The sequence below is a fragment of the Streptomyces sp. WAC 04229 genome, assembly GCF_003947455.1.
GTDB lineage: Bacteria > Actinomycetota > Actinomycetes > Streptomycetales > Streptomycetaceae > Streptomyces.
Genome location: NZ_QHJH01000074.1, coordinates 1 through 19833, shown reverse-complemented (window position 1 = coordinate 19833; position 19833 = coordinate 1). Strand labels below are relative to the sequence as shown.

Genomic DNA, 19833 nt, shown 5'->3' with positions numbered 1-19833 from the left:
TGAACGGCCTCGTCCTCAAACGCCGGACGGGCTGGAAACCTACTGTGTCACCGTGAAGTGGCGCAGGATCGCGTCCGTCAGGCCCGGGTCGCCCTCCGTCTTGATGCGGTCCGCCGACGCCTGGAGGCTCACGCGGCCGCAGGCCAGGCGGAAGTACGTCTCCCAGTCCATGGTCAGCGTCGCCGCGGGGCCGAGCGCGGGCGCCGTCTCCAGGGTGCCGCGGCCCTGGATGTCGACGCGGATGGTGCGCAGGAACTCGACCGGGCCGTGCACGTCGAAGACGACGGCGGAGCTGCGCGGCGCGTCCGCGCGTTCGGCGACGACGGCCGGCAGTTCGTCGAGCAGTACGTCACGGGCGACGTGCGCGCCCGGGGAGTCGAGGTTGCCGGGGCGGCCGAGGGCGGTGCGCAGGTCCTGCTCGTGCGCCCACACGTCGAAGGCGTGCCGGCGCATCGCCTCCTCCAGGGTCAGCTCGGTGGAGAGCGGGCCGCGCACCTTCGTACCCGGGTCCCGCGACTCGTTCCGCAGCTGGCGGTTGCGCCGGATGATCATGTACTCCAGCTCGGAGGTCATCTCGGGGGCCGTGTGGTGGCGGCGGACGTCGACCTGCATCTCCGTGTAGCGCTGGTGGTCGTTGGTGACGTGGAAGAGGTCGCGCGGCAGGGTGTGGATGGGGCGGGGGTCGCCGAGCATCTCGGAGTCCAGGCCCAGGACGTGGGAGACGACGTCCCGCACCGACCAGCCCGGGCAGGGGGTACGGCGGTTCCACTCTGCTTCCACAAGCGGCTGGACCAGCTCGGATATCGCCTCGATGGAGTGAGTCCAGGCGTCGGCGTAGGGCTGGAGGGTGGGATGCAGACTCACGGAACGGGACCCCTCGGCGGTCGGTACACGGGCGGGCGGTGGCGGCGGTGCCAGTGGGCGGTGGCTGCGGTCGGCGGGCGTCTTAGCACGCTAAGTTACGCTGCTGTGCGGCACCCCGGCAGTGCTTTCGTGTGACGATCGTAGGCCCGTGTGGACGGCTCGAACGCCAGGACGGTGGTAGTGTGCGCGCCTCTTTGATTCAAATCGCCGTGAATGAGGACGAAACGCCCGAAGCGCGTCGAGTGCGCGCGGCGGCTCTGGTACGGGAGCAGGCGGGAGCCGATCTCGTGGTGCTGCCGGAGCTGTGGACCACCGGGGCCTTCGCCTTCGACGACTTCGAGGCGTGGGCCGAGCCGCTGACCGGCCCCACGCACGAGGCGATGGCCAAGGCGGCGAGCGACACGGGCGTGTGGCTGCACGCGGGTTCGGTCCCCGAGCGCGCCCCGGACGGAGTCCTCTACAACACCTCGCTCGTCTTCTCCCCCTCCGGCGACCTGGCCGCCTCCTACCGCAAGATCCACCGCTTCGGCTTCGACAAGGGCGAGGCCGTGCTGATGGGTGCGGGGCGCGAGCCGGTGACGGTCCGTCTGCCGGAGACCGCCCTCGGGCTGGCGACCTGCTACGACCTGCGCTTCCCCGAACTCTTCCGCTCGCTCGTCGACGCCGGGGCCGAGACGCTCGTGATCCCGGCGGGCTGGCCGGAGCGCCGCCGGGCCCACTGGACGCTCCTCGCCCAGGCACGGGCGGTGGAGAACCAGGCGTTCGTCCTCGCCTGCGGAACGGCCGGGACGCACGCCGGAGTTCCGCAGGCCGGTCACTCGATCGTGGTCGACCCCTGGGGCGAGGTGCTGGCCGAGGCCGGGGCCGGCGAGGAGGTCCTCACGGTGGAGTTCGACCCGGCGAAGGTGGCGACGACCCGGGAGCAGTTCCCGGCCCTGAAGGACCGCGTGCTGGGGCTGGCGGCCCCGCACCCGCGGTAGCCGCCGCCCCGCCACCGGCCGGCCCGCCGGCTCAGTCGTCCTCGCCGTCGTCCTTCTCCCGTTCCTTCTCCGCCAGGTGGATCACGCACACGGTCAGCGCGATCAGCAGCGCCGGGTCGGCGTCGTCGCGTACGACGTCCACGCCGTAGGTGTCCCGGAGGGTCAGTAGGCGGCGGGAGATGACGGCCAGCAGTTCGCCGTCGTACTCGACGGCGAACTCCCGGTCGAGGATCTTGCCGCTGACGTCCAGCTCGGTTCCGTCGGCCAGGGCGACGCGGTAGTGGTTGCGCAGCAGGGAGAGACGTTTCCGCTTGATCCGCGCCAGAGGTTCGCCGGCCCGCTCGATCACCATGGTGTCGCGCAGGGCGAGCATCTTCTGGTGGATGTCGATGAGCACGCGTCCCTGGGCGTCCTTCAGCTCCCAGGTGTCCCGCAGCCGCATCGCCTTGCCGTCGACGAGGTACACCTTGTTGCCGGAGTCGTCCTCGATCCAGTAGTCGTCACCGATGCCGAGGAGCCGGTCGTACACGAGGAATCTCATGTCCGGACCGCTTCCCCGCCGGGCGCCGCGGAACGCGGCCGGTAGGCCGACAGGATGAGTGCGCCCGCGTGCGGTGTGCGGCCGGTCAGGCGCCGTAGCCGTTGCTGTAGCCGTCACGCGGCTGGTGGGAGCGGTCCTCGACGACCTGGGTCGTCGGCGGCACCATGACGCGCCTGCGCCGGGCGATGCTGCTGAACGTCGCGACACCGATCAGGCCGACCACCATGAAGATGACCCCGACCAGGTCGAGGTTGACGCCCTGCATGTCCCAGTCGGTCGCGAACGTGAGGATGGCTCCCACGGCGATGAGGATGATGCACCCGCCGAGGCCCATGAGTGTCGCCTCCCTGTAGAGCCGGTCGGATCCGGGTTTCCGGTCGATCCGGTTCCGTTCGGGTACCCCGGGTGTCAACCCGCATGCCGTGGAACGCCGTTCCTCGTTCCCGCGGTCTACGAGCGGAGGAATGCCACCAGCGCGTTGGCCAGCAGGTGCGGGTCGTCGGCGCCGCACAACTCCCGGGCGCTGTGCATCGAAAGGATCGCCACGCCGATGTCCACGGTGCTGATGCCGTGCCGCGCCGCGGTGATCGGGCCGATGGTGGTGCCGCACGGCATGGAGTTGTTGGAGACGAAGGTCTGGAAGGGGACGTCCGCCCTCTCGCAGGCGGCGGCGAAGACGGCGCGGCCCGAACCGTCGGTGGCGTAGCGGTTGTTGACGTTCACCTTGAGCAGGGGGCCGCCGTTGACGCGCGGGTGGTGCGTCGGGTCGTGCCGCTCCGCGTAGTTGGGGTGGACGGCGTGGCCCGTGTCGGAGGACAGGCAGACGGTGCCGGCGAAGGCGCGCGCCCGGTCCTCGTACGAGCCGCCGCGCGCGAACACCGAGCGCTCCAGGACGCTGCCGAGCAGCGGGCCGTCGGCGCCCGTGTCCGACTGGGAGCCGGTCTCCTCGTGGTCGAAGGCGGCGAGTACGGGGATGCGGGAGAGGTCGGCCCCCGGGGCGGCGGCCGCGATCAGCGCGGCCGTTCCGGCGTGCACCGACAGGAGGTTGTCCATGCGCGGCCCGGCCACCAGCTCGTGGTCGCGGCCCAGGTAGGCGGGGGCCTCCACGGAGTGGGTCATCAGGTCCCAGCCGGTGACGTCCCCGCGGCTCAGGCCCGTCTCCTCCTCCAGGAAGGCGATCAGGTCGCCGTCGCGGACGGAGTCGCCGAGGCCCCAGACGGGCTGGAGGTGGCGCTGCTTGTCGAGCTTGAGGCCGTCCGCGGACACGTTGCGGTCCATGTGGATGGCGAGCTGCGGAACGCGCAGCAGCGGGCGGTCGATGTTGACCAGCCGGGTGGAGCCGTCGCGCAGCGAGAGCCGGCCCGCCAGGCCCAGGTCGCGGTCGAGCCAGGAGTTCATCAGGGGGCCGCCGTAGACCTCCACGGCGACCTGGCGCCAGCCGTGCGCCCCGCTGTCCGGGCGCGGCTTGACGCGCAGGTTGGGGGAGTCGGTGTGCGCGCCGACGATGCGGAAGGGGGTGTGCGGCTCGGCGCCCTCCGGCACGTACCAGGCCACGAGCGCCCCGCCGCGCAGCACGTACCTGCCGCCGGAGGCCCCCTCCCACGCGTCCGTCTCGGCGACCTGCCGGAATCCGGCCTTCTCCAGCCGCTCGGCGGCGGTGGCCACCGCGTGGTACGGCGTCGGGCTGGCCGCCAGGAAGGACATCAGGTCGTCGGTGTGGCCGCGGTCGAAGCGGGACGGTGCGCTCATGGGGTTCACCTTAACGACGTACGAGGGCCCGCTCCCGGTCTGCCGGGAGCGGGCCCTCGTGAGGGTGTGTGGGGAGTGTGGAGACCGGACTCCCCGGTACCGATCGGACCGGGGAGGCGCGGGCCCCTGAGCCGGAAGGGCCTAGAACGCGGCCTCGTCCAGCTCCATCAGGTCCAGCTCGACACCCTGGGCGACCTTGCGGGCCAGGGTCAGGCCGGGCAGGACGTTCGCGGCGAAGAACTTCGCGGCGGCGATCTTGCCGGTGTAGAAGGCCTTGTCCCGGGCGGAGGCGGTCGGCAGCTTCTCGGCGGCCACCGCGGCGCCCTTGAGGAGCAGGTAACCGACGACCACGTCGCCGGAGGCGAGCAGCAGGCGGGTGGTGTTCAGCCCGACCTTGTAGATGTTCTTGACGTCCTGCTCGGTGGCCGCGAGGTCGGTGAGCATCAGGCCGACGATGGCCTCCAGCTCGACGGCCGCCTTGGCCAGGTGCTCGCGGGCGCCGGACAGCTCCTCGCCGCCGGTGGCCAGCGCCAGGAACTTCTTGATGTCCTCGGCGAGCGAGTTCAGCGCGGCGCCCTGGTTGCGGACGATCTTCCGGAAGAAGTAGTCCTGGCCCTGGATCGCCGTGGTGCCCTCGTACAGGGTGTCGATCTTGGCGTCGCGGATGTACTGCTCGATCGGGTACTCCTGGAGGAACCCGGAGCCGCCGAAGGTCTGGAGCGACTGGGCGAGCTGCTCGTAGGCCTTCTCCGAGCCGTAGCCCTTGACGATCGGCAGGAGCAGGTCGTTGAGGGCGTGCTCGGTCGAGGCGTCCTCGCCGTTCGCCTCCTTGACCTGGATCTCGTCCTGCACGGACGCGGTGTACATCACCAGCGCGCGCATGCCCTCGGCGTACGCCTTCTGGGTCATGAGGGAGCGGCGGACGTCCGGGTGGTGGGTGACGGTGACCTTGGGGGCCGACTTGTCCATGAAGTTGGCCAGGTCGGGGCCCTGGACGCGCTCCTTGGCGTACTCCAGCGCGTTCAGGTAGCCCGTCGACAGGGTGGAGATCGCCTTCGTGCCGACCATCATGCGGGCGAACTCGATGATCCGGAACATCTGGCGGATGCCGTCGTGCTTGTCGCCGATCAGCCAGCCCTTGGCGGGGTGGCGGTCGCCGAAGGTCATCTCGCAGGTGTTGGAGGCCTTCAGGCCCATCTTGTGCTCGACGTTGGTGGCGTAGACGCCGTTGCGCGCGCCCAGTTCGCCGGTCTCGAAGTCGAACTCGTACTTCGGGACGAGGAAGAGGGAGAGGCCCTTGGTGCCGGGGCCGGCGCCCTCGGGGCGGGCGAGGACGTAGTGGAGGATGTTCTCCGACATGTCGTGCTCGCCGGACGTGATGAAGCGCTTCACGCCCTCGATGTGCCAGGAGCCGTCCTCCTGCTGGACTGCCTTGGTGCGGCCGGCGCCGACGTCCGAGCCGGCGTCCGGCTCGGTGAGCACCATGGTGGAGCCCCACTGCTTCTCGACGGCGAACGAGGCGATGTGCTTCTGGACCTCGTTGCCTTCCTCGAAGAGGATGCCGGCGAACGCCGGGCCGGAGGAGTACATCCACACGGCCGGGTTGGCGCCGAGGATCAGCTCCGCGTAGGCCCAGATCAGGGAGCGCGGCGCGGTGGTGCCGCCGATCTCCTCGGGCAGGCCCAGACGCCAGTACTCGGAGTCCATGAAGGCCTGGTAGCTCTTCTTGAAGGACGCCGGGACCGGCGCGGTGTTGGTCTCCGGGTCGAAGACCGGCGGGTTGCGGTCGGCGTCGGCGAAGGACTCGGCCAGCTCGTTCTCCGAGAGGCGGGTCAGCTCCTCCAGGACGCTCTTGGCGGTGTCGGTGTCCATCTCCGCGAACGGGCCGGTGCCGTAAACCTTGTCACGGCCGAGCACCTCGAAGAGGTTGAACTCGATGTCCCGGAGATTCGGCTTGTAGTGCCCCATGGCGACGGCTCCGTTGAGAGATCGGCGAGGCACTGGATCCTCGCATCTGTACACATACCGACTGCGCGTACCAAGCAGTAGCTCAGCCTCGCTACCGATGATGCTACCCGTCGGTAATAAGAAGCAACCCCGAGCGGGCCATCTGTGACTCGTTACTCGTTACTCTGTGCGGCATGTACGGCTACGACCAGACCGCGGGTCCTCAGCAGCAGCAGTACGCCCCGCCGCCGCAGCAGCCCATGGGCGGCGGATACGGGCAGCAGCCGCCGCTGTACCCCGAGCCGTCCCCGCCCTCGCTCGCGGACGCGGTGCGCGCCTTCACCACCGGCCAGATGTCCGCCGAGGACTTCCAGCAGATCTTCGCCACCTCGAAGGTCTACTGCCCGCGCGGCGACAACCCCGGGTTCCTCGCGCTGCACAACACCCAGCAGCCGGTGATCCCGATGTTCACCGGCCTCAAGGAGTTGCGGCGCTACGCGGGCAAGGAGTCCAAGTACTTCGTGATCACCGGGGCCGAGGTGATCGACCTGCTGCCCACCGGCTACGGGTTCGTCCTGGACATGGAGGGCGAGCACCGGATGGTCTTCGACGCGAAGGCCGTCGAACAGATGGTCGATTTCGCGATGCGCCGCATGTATGGCTAGGCGCCGTCGGCACCGCTGAGCGAGCCCGGAGGGAATGCCCTCCGGGCTTTCGCGGTTTGGAGTGGCAAGAAGTTCAACGCTCAACTAAAGTGGGCGTACCCGAGGAGGTACCGACATGCCCGCAGTGACCGTCGAGAACCCGTTGACGCTGCCCCGTGTATCCGCGTCCGCCGACGCCGTCGCACGCCCCGTACTGACCGTCACGACCGCTCCCAGCGGTTTCGAGGGGGAGGGCTTCCCGGTGCGCCGCGCGTTCGCCGGGATCAACTACCGCCATCTCGACCCGTTCATCATGATGGACCAGATGGGCGAGGTGGAGTACGCGCCCGGCGAGCCCAAGGGCACGCCCTGGCACCCGCACCGCGGCTTCGAGACCGTCACCTACATCATCGACGGGATCTTCGACCACCAGGACAGCCAGGGCGGTGGCGGCACCATCACCAACGGCGACACCCAGTGGATGACGGCGGGCTCCGGACTGCTGCACATCGAGGCGCCGCCGGAGCAGCTGGTGATGTCCGGCGGCCTCTTCCACGGCCTCCAGCTGTGGGTGAACCTGCCGGCCCGGGACAAGATGATGGCCCCGAGGTACCAGGACATCCGCAGCGGCAGCGTCCAGCTGCTCACCTCCCCCGACGGCGGCGCGCTGCTCCGCGTCATCGCCGGTGAGCTGGACGGTCACGAGGGCCCCGGGATCACGCACACGCCGATCACCATGGTCCACGCCACGCTGGCGCCGGGCGCCGAGGTCACCCTGCCCTGGCGGGAGGAGTTCAACGGCCTGGCCTACGTGCTCGCGGGGCGCGGCTCCGTGGGCGCCGAGCGGCGGCCGGTGCACCTCGGGCAGACCGCCGTCTTCGGGGCCGGCGGCTCGCTGACCGTACGCGCGGACGAGAAGCAGGACGCGCACACGCCGGACCTGGAGGTCGTGCTGCTCGGCGGCCGGCCGATCCGGGAGCCGATGGCGCACTACGGGCCGTTCGTGATGAACACGCGCGACGAGCTCCAGCAGGCCTTCGAGGACTTCCAGAAGGGCCGGCTCGGGACGGTCCCGGCGGTGCACGGGATGACCGAGGACGGTCTGTAGGTCTGCAGGCCCTCCGGCGCCGACGGCGCCCGGCGGGGGCGGTGGCTACACGGATTCCGTGCCGGCCGCCGCCCCCGCCGCGATCAGGAGCGCGGCGGTCTCCGGGTGGGGGCCGTCGTTCGCCCAGTCCAGGGGAGAGCGGCCCGCTCCGTGGTCCTCCCGGAGCCCCGGATCGGCGCCGTGCGCCAACAGTTCCCGCACGGTTTCCGCGTGCCCCCAGCACGCCGCCGCGCACAACGGGGTGCCCTCCGCGCCGACTCCGCTGCTCTCGGCGTCGGGAGAGGCGCCCGCCTCCAGCAGCAGCCGCACGATCTCGGTCCTGCCGCTCACCGCCGCCTCGTACAGGGGGAGCGTGCCCTCGCCGTCGCCCCGCTCGGGGTCGGCGCCGGCCCGCAGCACCGTCCGCACACGAGCGGCGTCCCCCAGCAGTATCGCTTCGAAGAGGTGGCGGGAAAGTTTCTTCTGCTGCCGCTGCTTCATGGGTGGGGAGGTTAGCGGAGAGGAAGTGACGCGAGCCATCCGGAGCGGGTGTCTGCCCTCCGCGTTCCATCAATGTGCAGTGATCATGGTCACGCCGTATTGACTGGATAAACTCAGTCCCCGCCGCGTAACTTCTGGCACGTCCACTCGCCCGGCCGACCACCGGGGACGAGTGGCTTTCACGGGGGCGAGAGCAAGACTCACATCCCGCATTGGCCTTCGGCCAAGGCGGGATTCGGTGTGCCCCCACACATTCAAGGGGGATCAGCGCTCGTGCGCAAAATGCTTGTCATCGGCCCACTCCTCACCACTGCCATGGCGGTCGTGATTCCACTGAGCGTCGCCGCTCCCGCCGAAGCGGCTCGGGGCTGGACGGCGCACTTCCAGTGCACCAAGAAGCGCATTTCGGATGACACCGCGCATGGGTTCGTGCAGGGGCACGGCACCGGAAAGACGGCGTCGGACGCCAAGAAGGCGGCCAAGAAGAACGCCAACGACCAGATGCCCCGCGGCTATCGCGCCAAGCACTGCACCCAGAAGTCGGTCAAGCAGCTCTGACCCGAGGCCGGCCGGTCTCTTCTTCCGCCCGTCAGGGCACACCCATGCCCGTTTCAGCAGGCAAGAACGAAAGTGAGTCACACATGCGTATGAGGAACGGCCTCAAGGCCGCAGCCGCCGCCGGTGCCATCGTCATGGCCGTCGCCACTCCCGCGCTGGCCAAGTCGGTCGACGTCAGTGGCGGCCGGTGGAGCTACGACGTGGGCGCGAACTACGCCTACTCGAACTTCTACCACAGCGTCAATTACCACGCTTCCTCCGTTCACGGAAGGAGCTGGGCGTACAGCGGCTGCACGGCCAACAAGAAGTGGTCCAAGGCCTCGGTGGAGAAGTCGAGCATCCATCCCAACAGCGCCCATTACGACGCGTCCTGCTGACATTCCGCCGTACGCCACCGCTCGCTGATCGAATACCCGGACCCAGGTGACCGATGCTGCACCGAGGTATCAAATACGTCCATGCCGCCGTGCTGGCCACCTCCGCGATGATGGCCTTTCTCTTCGTGCGGGGACTGGACGAACAACTGGTACTGGGAAATTCGGCCCAGGTCTGGGTGTTCGAGTCCGACGATTCCGTGAGCGGTGCCCGGGTGGCCCGCGAGATCGCCGCGTTCTCGGAAGAAAACGAGGTCGCGGTGGCTCGCGAGGCCCCCGACGTCCGGAATCCCGACGGAATTCGGCACCTTTACATGGCCTCGGGCGCCCCGCGTTCCGACGCCGCTTCCTGGCTGCGTGACGCATACCCGGGCTTCAGCGCCCACGTCGAGACGCGCGTGCATCCCCTCGCCGAGATCGGGCAGCGGGATCCGCGGGGCTTCTACTACGTGTTCGGGCCGCCCGGGGCCGCCGACGCGCTGGTGGCCGAGTTCGGCGGGCTCGGACTGCGCGCGAGCGTGCAGCACCCGCTCGCGGCCGGTGAACTGGCCCTGTTCTTCTCGGGCGACGACCTCTTCTGGACCTTCTGGGTCGTGGCTCTCGCCGCGGCGGCGACGACCGGCGCGAGCGTACTGCTGAGCGCCAAGGCGTACGGGGTGCTGCGCCTCCAGGGCCATTCCCTGTGGGACGTCCTCGCGCGTGACCTCCGGCAGTTGGCTGGGTTCTGGGCGGCCGCCGTCTGCGCGGTGGCGGCCGTGACACTCGCCTTCCTCGGCTACTACAACGGTCTCGCCTGGCTCGGGCTGTTCGCTTCGGTGGCCGTCGCCCTGGCCGGACCGCTGGTTCTCCTGGTCCTGGCCACCCACGCGGCCGCGCTCGTCCTGATCTCCAAGGTGGCGCTGCCCCGCGCCCTCAAGGGCGAACTGCCGGGGCGGGCGGCGCTCGTCGCCACCTATCTGGTGCGTGTCCCGGCGTTGCTCCTCGCTCTCGCCGTCGCCATGGACGTGGCCCTGGCCGGGCAGCACGTCTTGGCGCGGCAGGACACCCGGAGCGTTTACGCCCGGGCGGGCGACGCCGTCACCATCCGCCTCAACGGCAGCCTGGTGGGTGAGCAGAGGAAGGTCATCGCCCAGGTCGGCGGGTGGCTGCGACGGTCCGACACCGCGGGCGAGATCGTCGTCGCCGGGCGCCGGGACCTCCGGGACGCCTCCTCCGCAGTCCGTCTCCCACCGGGCGAGATGCTCGTCGTCAACGAGTCCTTCCTCGCCCGGCAGCCGGTCCTCGACCCGGCCGACCGCCGGTACTCCGCACGGACCCCGGACGGGAAGGGCCCGAACGCCCACGCCGTGCGGCTCATCGTCCCCGACTCCCTCGCCGGCCACACCGCGGACATCCGCGCCGGACTCCCCGACATGTTCGGGCGGCTCGCACCCGAGGTCCGCCGCGGGCTCGAGGTGACGTCGCTGCGGGCGAAGGACGGTCAGCGCCTGTTCGGCTACAACTCCGGCGCTCTGAGCCCCAACACGGCCCACCGTCCGGACGACGACCGGTCCCTGGTGCGCGACCCGGTCCTCGTCGTGGTGCCCAACGGCTCCCCGGTCCTCTCCGACGACACCTACACCGCCTTCGCCAGTCAGGAAGGCATCGTCTTCCCCGACCCGGAGGACGCCCTGGGCGCGATCACGGCGGACCCGAGCGGACTGGGGACCTACGTCACCTCCGTGCGTCCGGTCGGACAGAGCGCCGCGCTGAAACTGCGGGACGCGGTGCACGATTTCAGGCTGCAGCTCTTCAATCTCGCCGCGGCGGTCGCCGTCCTGGTCATCACCGGCGTCGGTGTCTGCATGATCCACGCGCGCAGGCGCGCCCAGACCGTCTTCGCCCGGCACGTCAGCGGCTGGAGATTCACGGCGAACCACCGGCTCGTCCTCGCCTCGGAGGGGATTCTAGCCGTGTTCCTCGCCTGCTGGGTCCCCGTGCAGGCCTGGCGGCAGAACCAGGAGCTGGCGGAGTTCACCGACCGCGGCATCCCCGCTCCGTTCCCGGCGGTCGAGACGACCACGTCGGACCTGGCCGCCATCGCCGGTCTCGTCGCCGTCCAGGTGTGCGCCGTGCTCGTCGCGCTCGCCGTCTTCCACCGCCGCGTCGTCAAGGAGGGGGCGGCCGACTCATGAGCCTCTCGCGGACGAGAACCCCCCACCCGGCAGGAGCACCTTTGTGATCGAGATCGTGAAACTGGCGAAGACCTTCGGCAGCCGCACCCTGTGGTCCGACGTCACCGTCGACATCGACCGCGGCCGCATGCTGGCCCTCGCCGGCCCCAGCGGATCGGGCAAGTCGACCCTCCTCAACTGCCTCGGCCTCCTCGACCGGCCGACCGTGGGCGCAATACTCCACGACGGCGTCGACATCACCCGCTTCGGCAGGCAGGAGGCCCGGCGCTTCCGCCGCGACGTCCTCGGCTACCTCTTCCAGAACTACGCCCTGATCGACAACGCCACCGTCGCCGACAACCTGGAGGTCGCGCGCACGAGGCGGCGGGGCCGGCGGGACCACACCGGCGTGAGCGTGGCGGGCGCCCTGGACCGCGTCGGCCTGGCGGGCCGGGAGCAGGAGAAGGTCCACCGGCTCAGCGGCGGGGAACAGCAGCGGGTCGCGCTCGCCCGGCTCATCGTCAAGGAACCCTCCCTGGTGCTGGCCGACGAGCCGACCGGCGCCCTCGACCAGGCCAACGCCGACGTCGTCACCGACGTACTCCGCGACATGAGCGACGCGGGATGCGCCGTGGTCATCGCCACGCACGACGACCGTGTCCGTGACCGGTGCGACTCCGTCTTCGCCGTCCACGAGAACGCGCTCCAGCACCTTCGGGGCGTCGAACGGTCCACTGCTTCATGAATCCCTGGAAAGCCGCCGCCGTCGCCTTCCTCCGGCGGCGCCCGCCGCTCTGGTCGGTCCCGGTCGTGTGGACCCTAGCCCTCGGGCTGTGGGGGCTCTCCCGGCAGGACAGCGTGTGGCGGGACGAGGCCGCGACCTGGCAGGTGGCCCTTCGGTCGGCCGCCGACATAGGCCACATGCTGGGCCGGGTCGACGTCGTGCACGGCCTCTACTACCTGCTGATGCACGGCCTCTTCACCTGCTTCGGCCCCGGCACGACGACCCTGCGGCTGCCCTCCGTGCTGGCCATGGCGGTGGCGGCCGCCTGTGTGACCGTCATCGGGCGGCGGCTGGCCGGAGCCCGGGCGGGCCTGGTCGGCGGGCTGGCGCTGGGGCTGGTCCCGGCCGTGCAGTTCTACCTGCAGGAGGGCCGCCCGTACGCGCTGATCACGGCCGGAGCGGGCCTCTCGACGCTGCTGCTGGTGACCCTGCTCCAGGGGCGCGGCCGAACACCGCACTGGGCGGCCTACGCCGCCGCGCTCCTGGTGTGCGGGCTGCTGAACTGGCTGTCGCTGCTGATCCTGCCCGCGCACGCGGCGACGCTGGTGTGGGCGCGGGCGACGCCCGCCTTCCTCAGACGCTGGGCGGCGGCCTCGGCGGTCGCCGTGGCCGGTGTGCTGCCGTTGATCCTCTTCAGCCGGCGGCAGTCCGGCCAGGTCTCCTGGATACCGCCGCTGACCTGGCACATGATGATCGGCCCCGCCGTCCTGCTGGCGATCGGCGCTCTCTGCGCCCTGCTGAGCCGGCCGAGGGCGGGACGGCTGTCGGTGGCGGCCGTCGGACTGCCGCTGCTGGCGGTGCCGCACCTCGCCCTGGCCGCGCTCTCCCTGGTCCGCCCCCTGTTCCTGGACCGCTACGTCCTGTTCAGCATGCTCGGTCTGGCCCTGCTGATCGGGGCGGGCCTGAGCGCCGCCGCCGCGGCCCTCGGGTCGCGGTTCCCCAGGGCGTCGTCGTGGCTCGTGCCCGTGGTGGTCACCGCCGCCGTGGTCGCGCTGCTGCCGCAGGCGCTGGCCAAGCGGTCCCCGGCCAGCCGGGTCGACGACGTCCTCGCGGCGGCGGCGGACGTACGCAGGGTGAAGCGGCCCGGCGACGCGGTGGTCTTCATACCGGCGGCCCGCCGCGACACCGCGCTTGTCTCCCCCGACGCCTTCGCGGGACTGCGGGACGTCGCGCTGCGGGAGACGCCGGTGGAGTCCCGGACGTTGAAGGGCGAGGAGACCGACCCGGCCCGCATACGGTCCGCGATGCTGGCGCAGCGGCGCATCCTGTTGATCACCGACGCGCCCGGCGCGGCCCGTCCGCTGTCGGCGGAGCGGGACAAGGCGAAGACCGCGGTGCTGGAGGAGTACTTCACCGTGGTGCGGGACGAGCAGGTCCGCGGACGGCGTCTGACCGTGTACGAGCGGCTCCGGCCGGCGGGCGCCGCGGCCTGAGGGACGGCCGGCCCTGACGCCGTGTCACCCGGGCGGGCCGTCCGCGCAGGACAGCCCGCCCGGGGCGTGATCGGCTGGGGACGTGCAGCTGCTTCCCGGCCCGGTCCGTCGGCTCGCCGCCTGGTGCGCCGTCATCCTGCTCGCCTGCGGTGTCGCCTACGTCGCGATCCGGCTCTGCGTCGAGCTGCGCACCGCGGTGACGCCGGCGCTGCTCGCGCTGCTCGGCACCGCGCTGCTCAGACCGCTCCACCGGCGGCTGGTCAAGGCGCACGTGCAGCGCTCGCTGGCGGCCGGGCTGACCTGCGTCGCCGTCGTCGCCGTGGTCGGCGGCGCGATGTACATCGTCGTCTCCGCGCTCATCGAGACCGGTGACCAGATCGTCGCCTCCGTCCGGGACGCGGCCCGGGGCATCGCCGACCACTTCGGGGCGGCCGGGACCTCGCTGGACGACCTGGCGTCCAACGCACGCGACCTGCTGGGCAAGTTCGGCGGGACGGCCGCCTCCGGCGTGGTCACCGGGCTCAGCGTCGTCGGCGAGATGCTGGCCATGGCGGTGCTCGCCCTGCTGCTGGTCTTCTTCTTCCTGCGCGACTCCGACCGGGCCGTCGGCACCGTGCGCGCCCTCGCCCCGCGCGGCGCCGCCGACACCGTCGAGGCGATGGGCCGGCGTGCCTTCGGGGCCGTCGAGGGCTTCATGCGCGGCACCACCCTCATCGCCCTCATCGACGCGCTCTGCATCACCGTCGGGCTGCTGATCCTGCGCGTCCCGGGGGCGGTGGGGCTCGGCGCGCTGGTCTTCGTCGGCGCCTACATCCCCTACCTGGGGGCGTTCATCTCCGGCACCGTCGCCGTGCTGGTCGCGCTGGCGGACCGGGGGTTCGTCATCGCGCTCTGGGCCCTCGGGGTGGTCCTGGCCGTGCAGGTCCTCGAAGGGCACGTCCTCCAGCCGATGATCCAGAGCCGGACGGTGCAGATGCACCCGGCGGTCGTGCTGCTGGCGCTGACCGCGGGGGCGTCGGTGGCCGGCATCCTCGGGATGCTCCTCGCCGTACCGCTGACCGCGGCGGCGTTCGGGATCGTGCACGAGCTGCAGAAGCGCTACGCCGCCGCCGAGCCGTCGGCGGGCCCGTCCTCCGGGGCCGCGGACTCGTAGACCTCGTACCAGATGCTCTTGCCCTTGCCGCGCGGGGCGACGCCCCAGGCGTCGGCGAGCAGCTCGATCAGCATCAGCCCGCGGCCCGAGGACGCCATCTCACCCGGCCGCCGCTTGTGCGGCAGGTCGTCGCCGTTGTCCGTGACCTCCACCCGGATCCGCCGTTCGCCGGGCTCTCCGGCGACCTCGGCGACCAGGAGGGCGTCGGTGTCGGTGTGCACCAGGACGTTGGTCAGCATCTCGGAGAGCAGGAGCACCGCGGCGTCCCGCTGGTCGTCGTCGGGCCAGTCGTGCAGCAGGTCGCGCAGGTGCTGCCGGGCGGTGGCGATCCGGGCGGGCTCGGCCTGCGCGACCGAGAGCATGGTGCGGCGCACCGTCGGCCGGGCCACGGTGCTGTCGCCGCAGCCGCAGCCCTCGCCCTGCCGGCACAGCAGCAGCAGGGCGATGTCGTCCTCCCGCCGGTCGGCCAGCGGACCGGTGGTGTGGTGCGAGGACGGGCCGTGCACGGCCTGGACCAGGGCGTCGGCGAGGTCCTCCAGGCCGCCCTCGTGGTCCTCCAGGATCACGCGCAGGCGGTGCCAGCCGGTCTGGAGGTCGTGGCCGCCGGTCTCGACCAGGCCGTCCGTGCACAGCATCAGGGTGTCCCCGGGCTCCAGCGCGAGCCGGGTGGTCGGGTAGTCGGTGTCCGGGTCGATGCCGAGGGGGAGTCCGCCCGCCGTGGCGAGGATCAGCGCCGTCCCGTCCGCCATGCGCACCACCGGATCCAGATGCCCGGCGCGGGCGCTCTCCACGGTGCCCGTCGCGGGGTCGACCTCGGCGTAGTAGCAGGTCGCGAAGCGCAGGTCGCCGGGGTCCTGGCCGGACTGGGTCAGACCGTGGAAGAAGTGCGAGGCGCGGGAGAGCACCGCGTCCGGGCGGTGTCCCTCGGAGGCGTAGGCGCGCAGCGCGATGCGAAGCTGGCCCATCAGCGCGGCCGCCCTCACATCGTGCCCCTGGACGTCGCCGATGACGATGGCGAAGCGCTCGCCGGGCAGGGGGATCATGTCGTACCAGTCGCCGCCGACCTGGAGTCCGCCGCCGGTGGGGACGTAGCGGGCGGCGATGTCCATGCCGGGGATCTCCGGGCCCAGCACGGGCAGCATGGAGCGCTGGACCCCGTCGGTCAGCTCCCGCTGGGTCTCGGCGGCGCCCGCCCGGGACAGGGCCTGGGCCAGCATCCGTGCCACGGTGGTCAGCACGGACCGCTCGTCCGGCGTGAACGTGACCGGGTACGCGAAGGCCGCCAGCCAGGCGCCCATGGTGCGGCCGGCCACGGTCAGCGGCAGGTAGGCCCAGGAACGGCGGCCGAAGCGCTCGGCGAGCGGCCAGGTCATGGGGTAGCGGGACCGGTACTGCTGGGGGGAGGAGAGGTAGACGGCCCGTCCCGTGCGGGCCACCTCGGCGGCCGGGTAGTCGGTGTCCAGGGACATGTCCACGAACGGGTTGACCTCGTTCTCGGGCTGCCCGTGGTGGCCGATGACGGTCAGGCGGTCGCCGGAGACCCCGAAGACCGCGAGGCCGTCCGGCGAGAACCCCGGCATCGACAGGGCCGCGGCGACCCGCAGCACCTCCTCCGTGGAGCGCGCCTCGGCCAGGGCCCGGCCCGCGTCCAGCAGGAAGGCCTCGCGCGAGCGGCGCCAGTCGCCGGTGACCGCGCTGCGCCCGGCGGGGGTGCCCGGGGTGGGCTCGGTCACCTCCTGGAGGGTGCCGGTCAGCTCGTACGCCTTCCGCCGGGGGTCGAACGAGGGCTTGGAGCGGCTGCGGACCACGCGGAGGACATGGCCCCGCTCGTCCATGATCCGGATCCGGACCTCGGCGAGGGTGCCTTCCTCGACGGCGAGCTGGACCACGCCGGTGATCTCGTTCCAGTCGACCGGATGCAGCCGGGCCCGTACCTGTGCCTCGGTGAGGCACGCCCGTTCCGCGGGCAGCCCCAGCAGGCGGGCGGCCTCCGCGTCCACCGTGACCTCACCCGTGGCGGTGTCCCAGTGCCACAGACCGGTCGCCAGGGCGGCCAGGACGTCCCCCACGTCGGGCAGGGGCTCACCAGTGCGCATGGGCCCACTGTAGGAAGAGGTGTTCGCAGGCTGCCACCGCTCGCGGCGGGGGCCCGGCGGGCAAAGGGGAGGAGGGCAGCCTTGGGTGCCCGGTACGCTGGGGTTGTTTCACGTGAAACGCGAAACACCATCCCCGATCCGCGAAGGCTGGATGAACGACGATGCATCGGTACAGGTCCCACACCTGCGGCGAGCTCCGCTCCTCTGACGTCGGTACCGACGTCCGACTGAGTGGCTGGCTGCACAATCGGCGCGACCTGGGCGGCATCCTCTTCATCGATCTGCGCGATCACCACGGCATCACGCAGCTCGTCGCCCGTCCGGGCACCGAGGCGTACGCGGCGCTGGACAAGCTGACCAAGGAATCGACCGTTCGGGTCGACGGCAAGGTCGTCTCCCGCGGTGCCGACAACATCAACCCCGACCTGCCCACCGGCGAGGTCGAGGTCGAGGTGGGCGAGGTCGAGCTGCTCGGCGCCGCCCAGCCGCTGCCCTTCACGATCAACACCGAGGACGGGGTCAACGAGGAGCGGCGGCTGGAGTACCGCTTCCTCGACCTGCGCCGCGAGCGCATGCACCGCAACATCATGCTGCGTACGTCGGTCATCTCCTCGATCCGCAGCAAGATGGTGGCCCTCGGCTTCAACGAGATGGCGACGCCGATCCTCACCGCGACCTCCCCCGAGGGCGCCCGCGACTTCGTCGTCCCCTCCCGCCTCCACGCGGGCCGCTTCTACGCGCTGCCCCAGGCCCCGCAGCAGTTCAAGCAGCTGCTGATGATCTCCGGCTTCGACCGGTACTTCCAGATCGCGCCCTGCTTCCGTGACGAGGACGCCCGCGCGGACCGCTCGCCGGGCGAGTTCTACCAGCTCGACGTCGAGATGAGCTTCGTCGAGCAGGAGGACGTCTTCCGTCCGATCGAGCAGCTGATGACGGAGCTGTTCGAGGAGTTCGGCAAGGGCCGACACGTGACCTCGCCGTTCCCGCGCATCCCGTTCCGCGAGGCGATGCTGAAGTACGGCTCCGACAAGCCGGACCTGCGGGCCCAGCTGGAGCTGGTCGACATCACCGACGTCTTCGAGGGCTCGGAGTTCAAGGCCTTCGCCGGCAAGCACGTCCGCGCGCTGCCGGTGCCGGACGTCTCCGGCCAGCCGCGCAAGTTCTTCGACCAGCTCGGCGACTACGCGGTGGAGCAGGGCGCCAAGGGCCTGGCCTGGGTCCGCGTCGCCGAGGACGGCTCGCTGACCGGCCCGATCGCCAAGTTCCTCACCGAGGCGAACGTCGCCGAGCTGACCAAGCGCCTCTCGCTGGCCGCCGGGCACGCGGTGTTCTTCGGCGCGGGCGAGTTCGACGAGGTCTCCAAGATCATGGGCGCGGTGCGGGTCGAGGCCGCCAAGCGCGCCGGGCACTTCGAGGAGAACGTCTTCCGGTTCTGCTGGATCGTCGACTTCCCGATGTACGAGAAGGACGAGGAGACGGGGAAGATCGACTTCTCCCACAACCCCTTCTCGATGCCGCAGGGCGGCATGGACGCGCTGGAGAACCAGGACCCGCTGGACATCCTGGCCTGGCAGTACGACATCGTCTGCAACGGCGTCGAGCTGTCCTCCGGCGCCATCCGGAACCACGAGCCGGACATCATGATCAAGGCCTTCGAGATCGCGGGCTACGACGCCGAGACCGTCGAGCGGGAGTTCGCGGGCATGCTGCGCGCGCTGCGCTTCGGCGCCCCGCCGCACGGTGGCATCGCCCCGGGCGTGGACCGCATCGTGATGCTGCTGGCCGACGAGCCCAACATCCGCGAGACCATCGCCTTCCCGCTCAACGGCAACGCCCAGGACCTGATGATGGGCGCCCCGACGGAGCTGGACGAGTCCCGGCTGAGGGAGCTGCACCTTTCGGTGCGGAAGCCGCAGCCGAAGTAGCCCGCGGCAGCCTCGTGACGAAGGGCCCGGAACCGTGCGACGGTGCCGGGCCCTTCGGTGTCGTCACTGGGTTGTCACGTCTGGCCCTCGTCGCGGTAGACCGGCAGGTCGTGGGTCGAGACGGTCCACTCGGCGACGGTGACGTCCTCGCCGTAGACGAAATCCTTGCGGGTGGCGTAGCGGGGGCCGCCGGGAGTGGCGTGGATGTCGCTGAGCACGGCGCCGGTCGCGGTGCGCGGGTCGAAGATCGCGTAGACCGGGATGCCGAGCAGTGGGTAGTCGCGCAGCTTGGTGACCCAGTCGTTGTCCGGGTTGGAGCGGGAGACGATCTCGACGGCGGCGATGATCGTACGCGGGTCGAACGGCCCCTCTCCCTCCATGTCCGCCTCGGCGATGACCATGATGTCGGGGCGGCGCAGGATCCCCTCCGGCTCCATCTCGACGTCGGGCTCGCCGGTGTGCGCCACGATCTCCTCGGGCATGACCTTCTCCAGGCGTTTGCGGAGCCGGAGCGCGGTGAGCTCGTGTGGCCGCACGGGCGACATCATGTCGAGGACGATTCCTTCTTTGGTGATCTCGAACTTGCCGGGGAGCGTGCCGTCCGTGGACTCCACGAAGTCGCGCATGACCCGGTACAGGTGGGATGCACCCTGCCGTGCGTCGTCCGGGGCGATGGTCATGGCGCTCGCTCCTCGTCGTCTGTGCCCAGGGGCAAGGATCGTCGCTCTCATGCTAGGCGGCCTCCGGGGGGCACCTCGGATCGGCAGTCGCGGCACCTGCCCGGCTCGGGCGCCCGGAAGGCGCGGTCGCAGGCGTCGCAGGTCTGGAGGGGGTGGCGGGGCCCGGGAGACAGTGAGGCCGGTGGCCTGAACGGCGGTAGGGGTGGCAACTGGGCGGTCAGGCGGTGGGCGAGGAGGGCGGCCGGGCGGATCAGGGGCTCGTCCGGCAGGTTCGCGGTCAGGGCGTGGCGTACGGCGGTCGGGGTGACCTCACGTTCGAGCCAGGCGGCGACGCCCGGGGCCAGGTGTTCGGCGTCCGTGGCGG

General features: G+C 71.1%; 18 protein-coding genes and 1 pseudogene. 10 read left to right on the top strand and 9 right to left on the bottom strand.

Translation table 11 applies throughout. The features are described from left to right. Positions 1–39: 39 nt before the first annotated feature. Positions 40–864: a maleylpyruvate isomerase family mycothiol-dependent enzyme gene (locus DMH12_RS20500; RefSeq protein ID WP_125492978.1), complete on the bottom strand. Its 825-nt coding sequence runs from the start codon at positions 862–864 to the stop codon at positions 40–42. A gap of 182 nt (positions 865–1046) precedes the next feature. Here DMH12_RS20500 and DMH12_RS20495 point away from each other — a divergent pair, with 182 nt between their 5' ends. Next, positions 1047–1844 carry a carbon-nitrogen family hydrolase gene (locus tag DMH12_RS20495; protein WP_125492977.1) on the top strand — a complete coding sequence of 266 codons (798 nt, stop codon included), beginning with the start codon at positions 1047–1049 and terminating at the stop codon, positions 1842–1844. Positions 1845–1875: 31 nt separating this feature from the next. On the opposite strand, the gene DMH12_RS20490 is transcribed toward DMH12_RS20495, so the two are convergent. The 4 genes from DMH12_RS20490 to DMH12_RS20475 form a co-directional block, all read right to left on the bottom strand. Beyond that, on the bottom strand, positions 1876–2385 hold the full coding sequence (locus tag DMH12_RS20490; protein ID WP_122616630.1) for an LURP-one-related/scramblase family protein: 510 nt from the start codon (positions 2383–2385) through the stop codon (positions 1876–1878). A gap of 85 nt (positions 2386–2470) precedes the next feature. Continuing rightward, positions 2471–2719, bottom strand: a complete 249-nt coding sequence (locus DMH12_RS20485) for a DUF6458 family protein (protein WP_064731862.1) — start codon at positions 2717–2719, stop codon at positions 2471–2473. 116 nt (positions 2720–2835) lie between these two features. Next, positions 2836–4134 (bottom strand): M18 family aminopeptidase, encoded by a 1299-nt coding sequence (locus DMH12_RS20480; protein ID WP_125492976.1) that lies wholly within the window; start codon positions 4132–4134, stop codon positions 2836–2838. Positions 4135–4275: 141 nt separating this feature from the next. Then, the gene (locus DMH12_RS20475) at positions 4276–6102 is read right to left on the bottom strand and encodes an acyl-CoA dehydrogenase (protein WP_125492975.1); all 1827 of its coding nucleotides are present in this window, start codon (positions 6100–6102) and stop codon (positions 4276–4278) included. Between the two features lie 173 nt (positions 6103–6275). On the opposite strand from DMH12_RS20475, the gene DMH12_RS20470 reads away from it, so the two are divergent. Together DMH12_RS20470 and DMH12_RS20465 are read left to right on the top strand one after the other, a co-directional pair. After that, complete coding sequence (locus DMH12_RS20470; protein WP_064728881.1) at positions 6276–6746, top strand: SseB family protein; 471 nt, start codon at positions 6276–6278, stop codon at positions 6744–6746. Between the two features lie 115 nt (positions 6747–6861). Further along, the gene (locus DMH12_RS20465; protein ID WP_125492974.1) at positions 6862–7833 is read left to right on the top strand and encodes a pirin family protein; all 972 of its coding nucleotides are present in this window, start codon (positions 6862–6864) and stop codon (positions 7831–7833) included. A 45-nt stretch (positions 7834–7878) separates the two neighbouring features. Here DMH12_RS20465 and DMH12_RS20460 read toward each other — a convergent pair whose 3' ends face one another. Beyond that, a complete protein-coding gene (locus DMH12_RS20460; protein WP_125492973.1) occupies positions 7879–8313 on the bottom strand; it encodes an ankyrin repeat domain-containing protein in 435 nt (144 codons plus the stop codon). A 324-nt stretch (positions 8314–8637) separates the two neighbouring features. Between DMH12_RS20460 and DMH12_RS20455 the strand changes: the two genes are divergently transcribed. From DMH12_RS20455 to DMH12_RS20430, 6 genes are all read left to right on the top strand, one after another. Beyond that, positions 8638–8871 (top strand): hypothetical protein, encoded by a 234-nt coding sequence (locus DMH12_RS20455; protein WP_382813360.1) that lies wholly within the window; start codon positions 8638–8640, stop codon positions 8869–8871. An 83-nt stretch (positions 8872–8954) separates the two neighbouring features. Beyond that, positions 8955–9248: a lactococcin 972 family bacteriocin gene (locus DMH12_RS20450; protein WP_185832434.1), complete on the top strand. Its 294-nt coding sequence runs from the start codon at positions 8955–8957 to the stop codon at positions 9246–9248. Between the two features lie 53 nt (positions 9249–9301). After that, the gene (locus tag DMH12_RS20445; protein WP_125492971.1) at positions 9302–11419 is read left to right on the top strand and encodes a bacteriocin-associated integral membrane family protein; all 2118 of its coding nucleotides are present in this window, start codon (positions 9302–9304) and stop codon (positions 11417–11419) included. A 43-nt stretch (positions 11420–11462) separates the two neighbouring features. Continuing rightward, positions 11463–12143, top strand: coding sequence for an ABC transporter ATP-binding protein (locus DMH12_RS20440; protein ID WP_125492970.1), 681 nt, complete (start codon positions 11463–11465; stop codon positions 12141–12143). After that, on the top strand, positions 12140–13615 hold the full coding sequence (locus DMH12_RS20435; RefSeq protein WP_125492969.1) for a glycosyltransferase family 39 protein: 1476 nt from the start codon (positions 12140–12142) through the stop codon (positions 13613–13615). Before DMH12_RS20440 ends, DMH12_RS20435 begins: the two co-directional genes overlap by 4 nt. 82 nt (positions 13616–13697) lie before the next feature. After that, entirely contained in the window at positions 13698–14768 is a 1071-nt protein-coding gene (locus DMH12_RS20430) for an AI-2E family transporter (RefSeq protein WP_125492968.1), read from the top strand. Here the strand turns inward: DMH12_RS20430 and DMH12_RS20425 are convergent. Then, complete coding sequence (locus DMH12_RS20425) at positions 14714–16864, bottom strand: SpoIIE family protein phosphatase (RefSeq protein WP_125492967.1); 2151 nt, start codon at positions 16862–16864, stop codon at positions 14714–14716. The genes DMH12_RS20430 and DMH12_RS20425 overlap by 55 nt on opposite strands. A 161-nt stretch (positions 16865–17025) precedes the next feature. On the opposite strand from DMH12_RS20425, the gene aspS reads away from it, so the two are divergent. Continuing rightward, entirely contained in the window at positions 17026–18789 is a 1764-nt protein-coding gene (gene aspS, locus DMH12_RS20420; RefSeq protein WP_125492966.1) for an aspartate--tRNA ligase, read from the top strand. 74 nt (positions 18790–18863) lie between these two features. Here the strand turns inward: aspS and DMH12_RS20415 are convergent, their stop codons facing one another. Together DMH12_RS20415 and DMH12_RS20410 are read right to left on the bottom strand one after the other, a co-directional pair. Beyond that, positions 18864–19469: a Uma2 family endonuclease gene (locus DMH12_RS20415; protein ID WP_125492965.1), complete on the bottom strand. Its 606-nt coding sequence runs from the start codon at positions 19467–19469 to the stop codon at positions 18864–18866. A 47-nt stretch (positions 19470–19516) separates the two neighbouring features. Then, positions 19517–19833 (bottom strand): annotated as a pseudogene (locus tag DMH12_RS20410) (helix-turn-helix domain-containing protein); the annotation flags it as partial.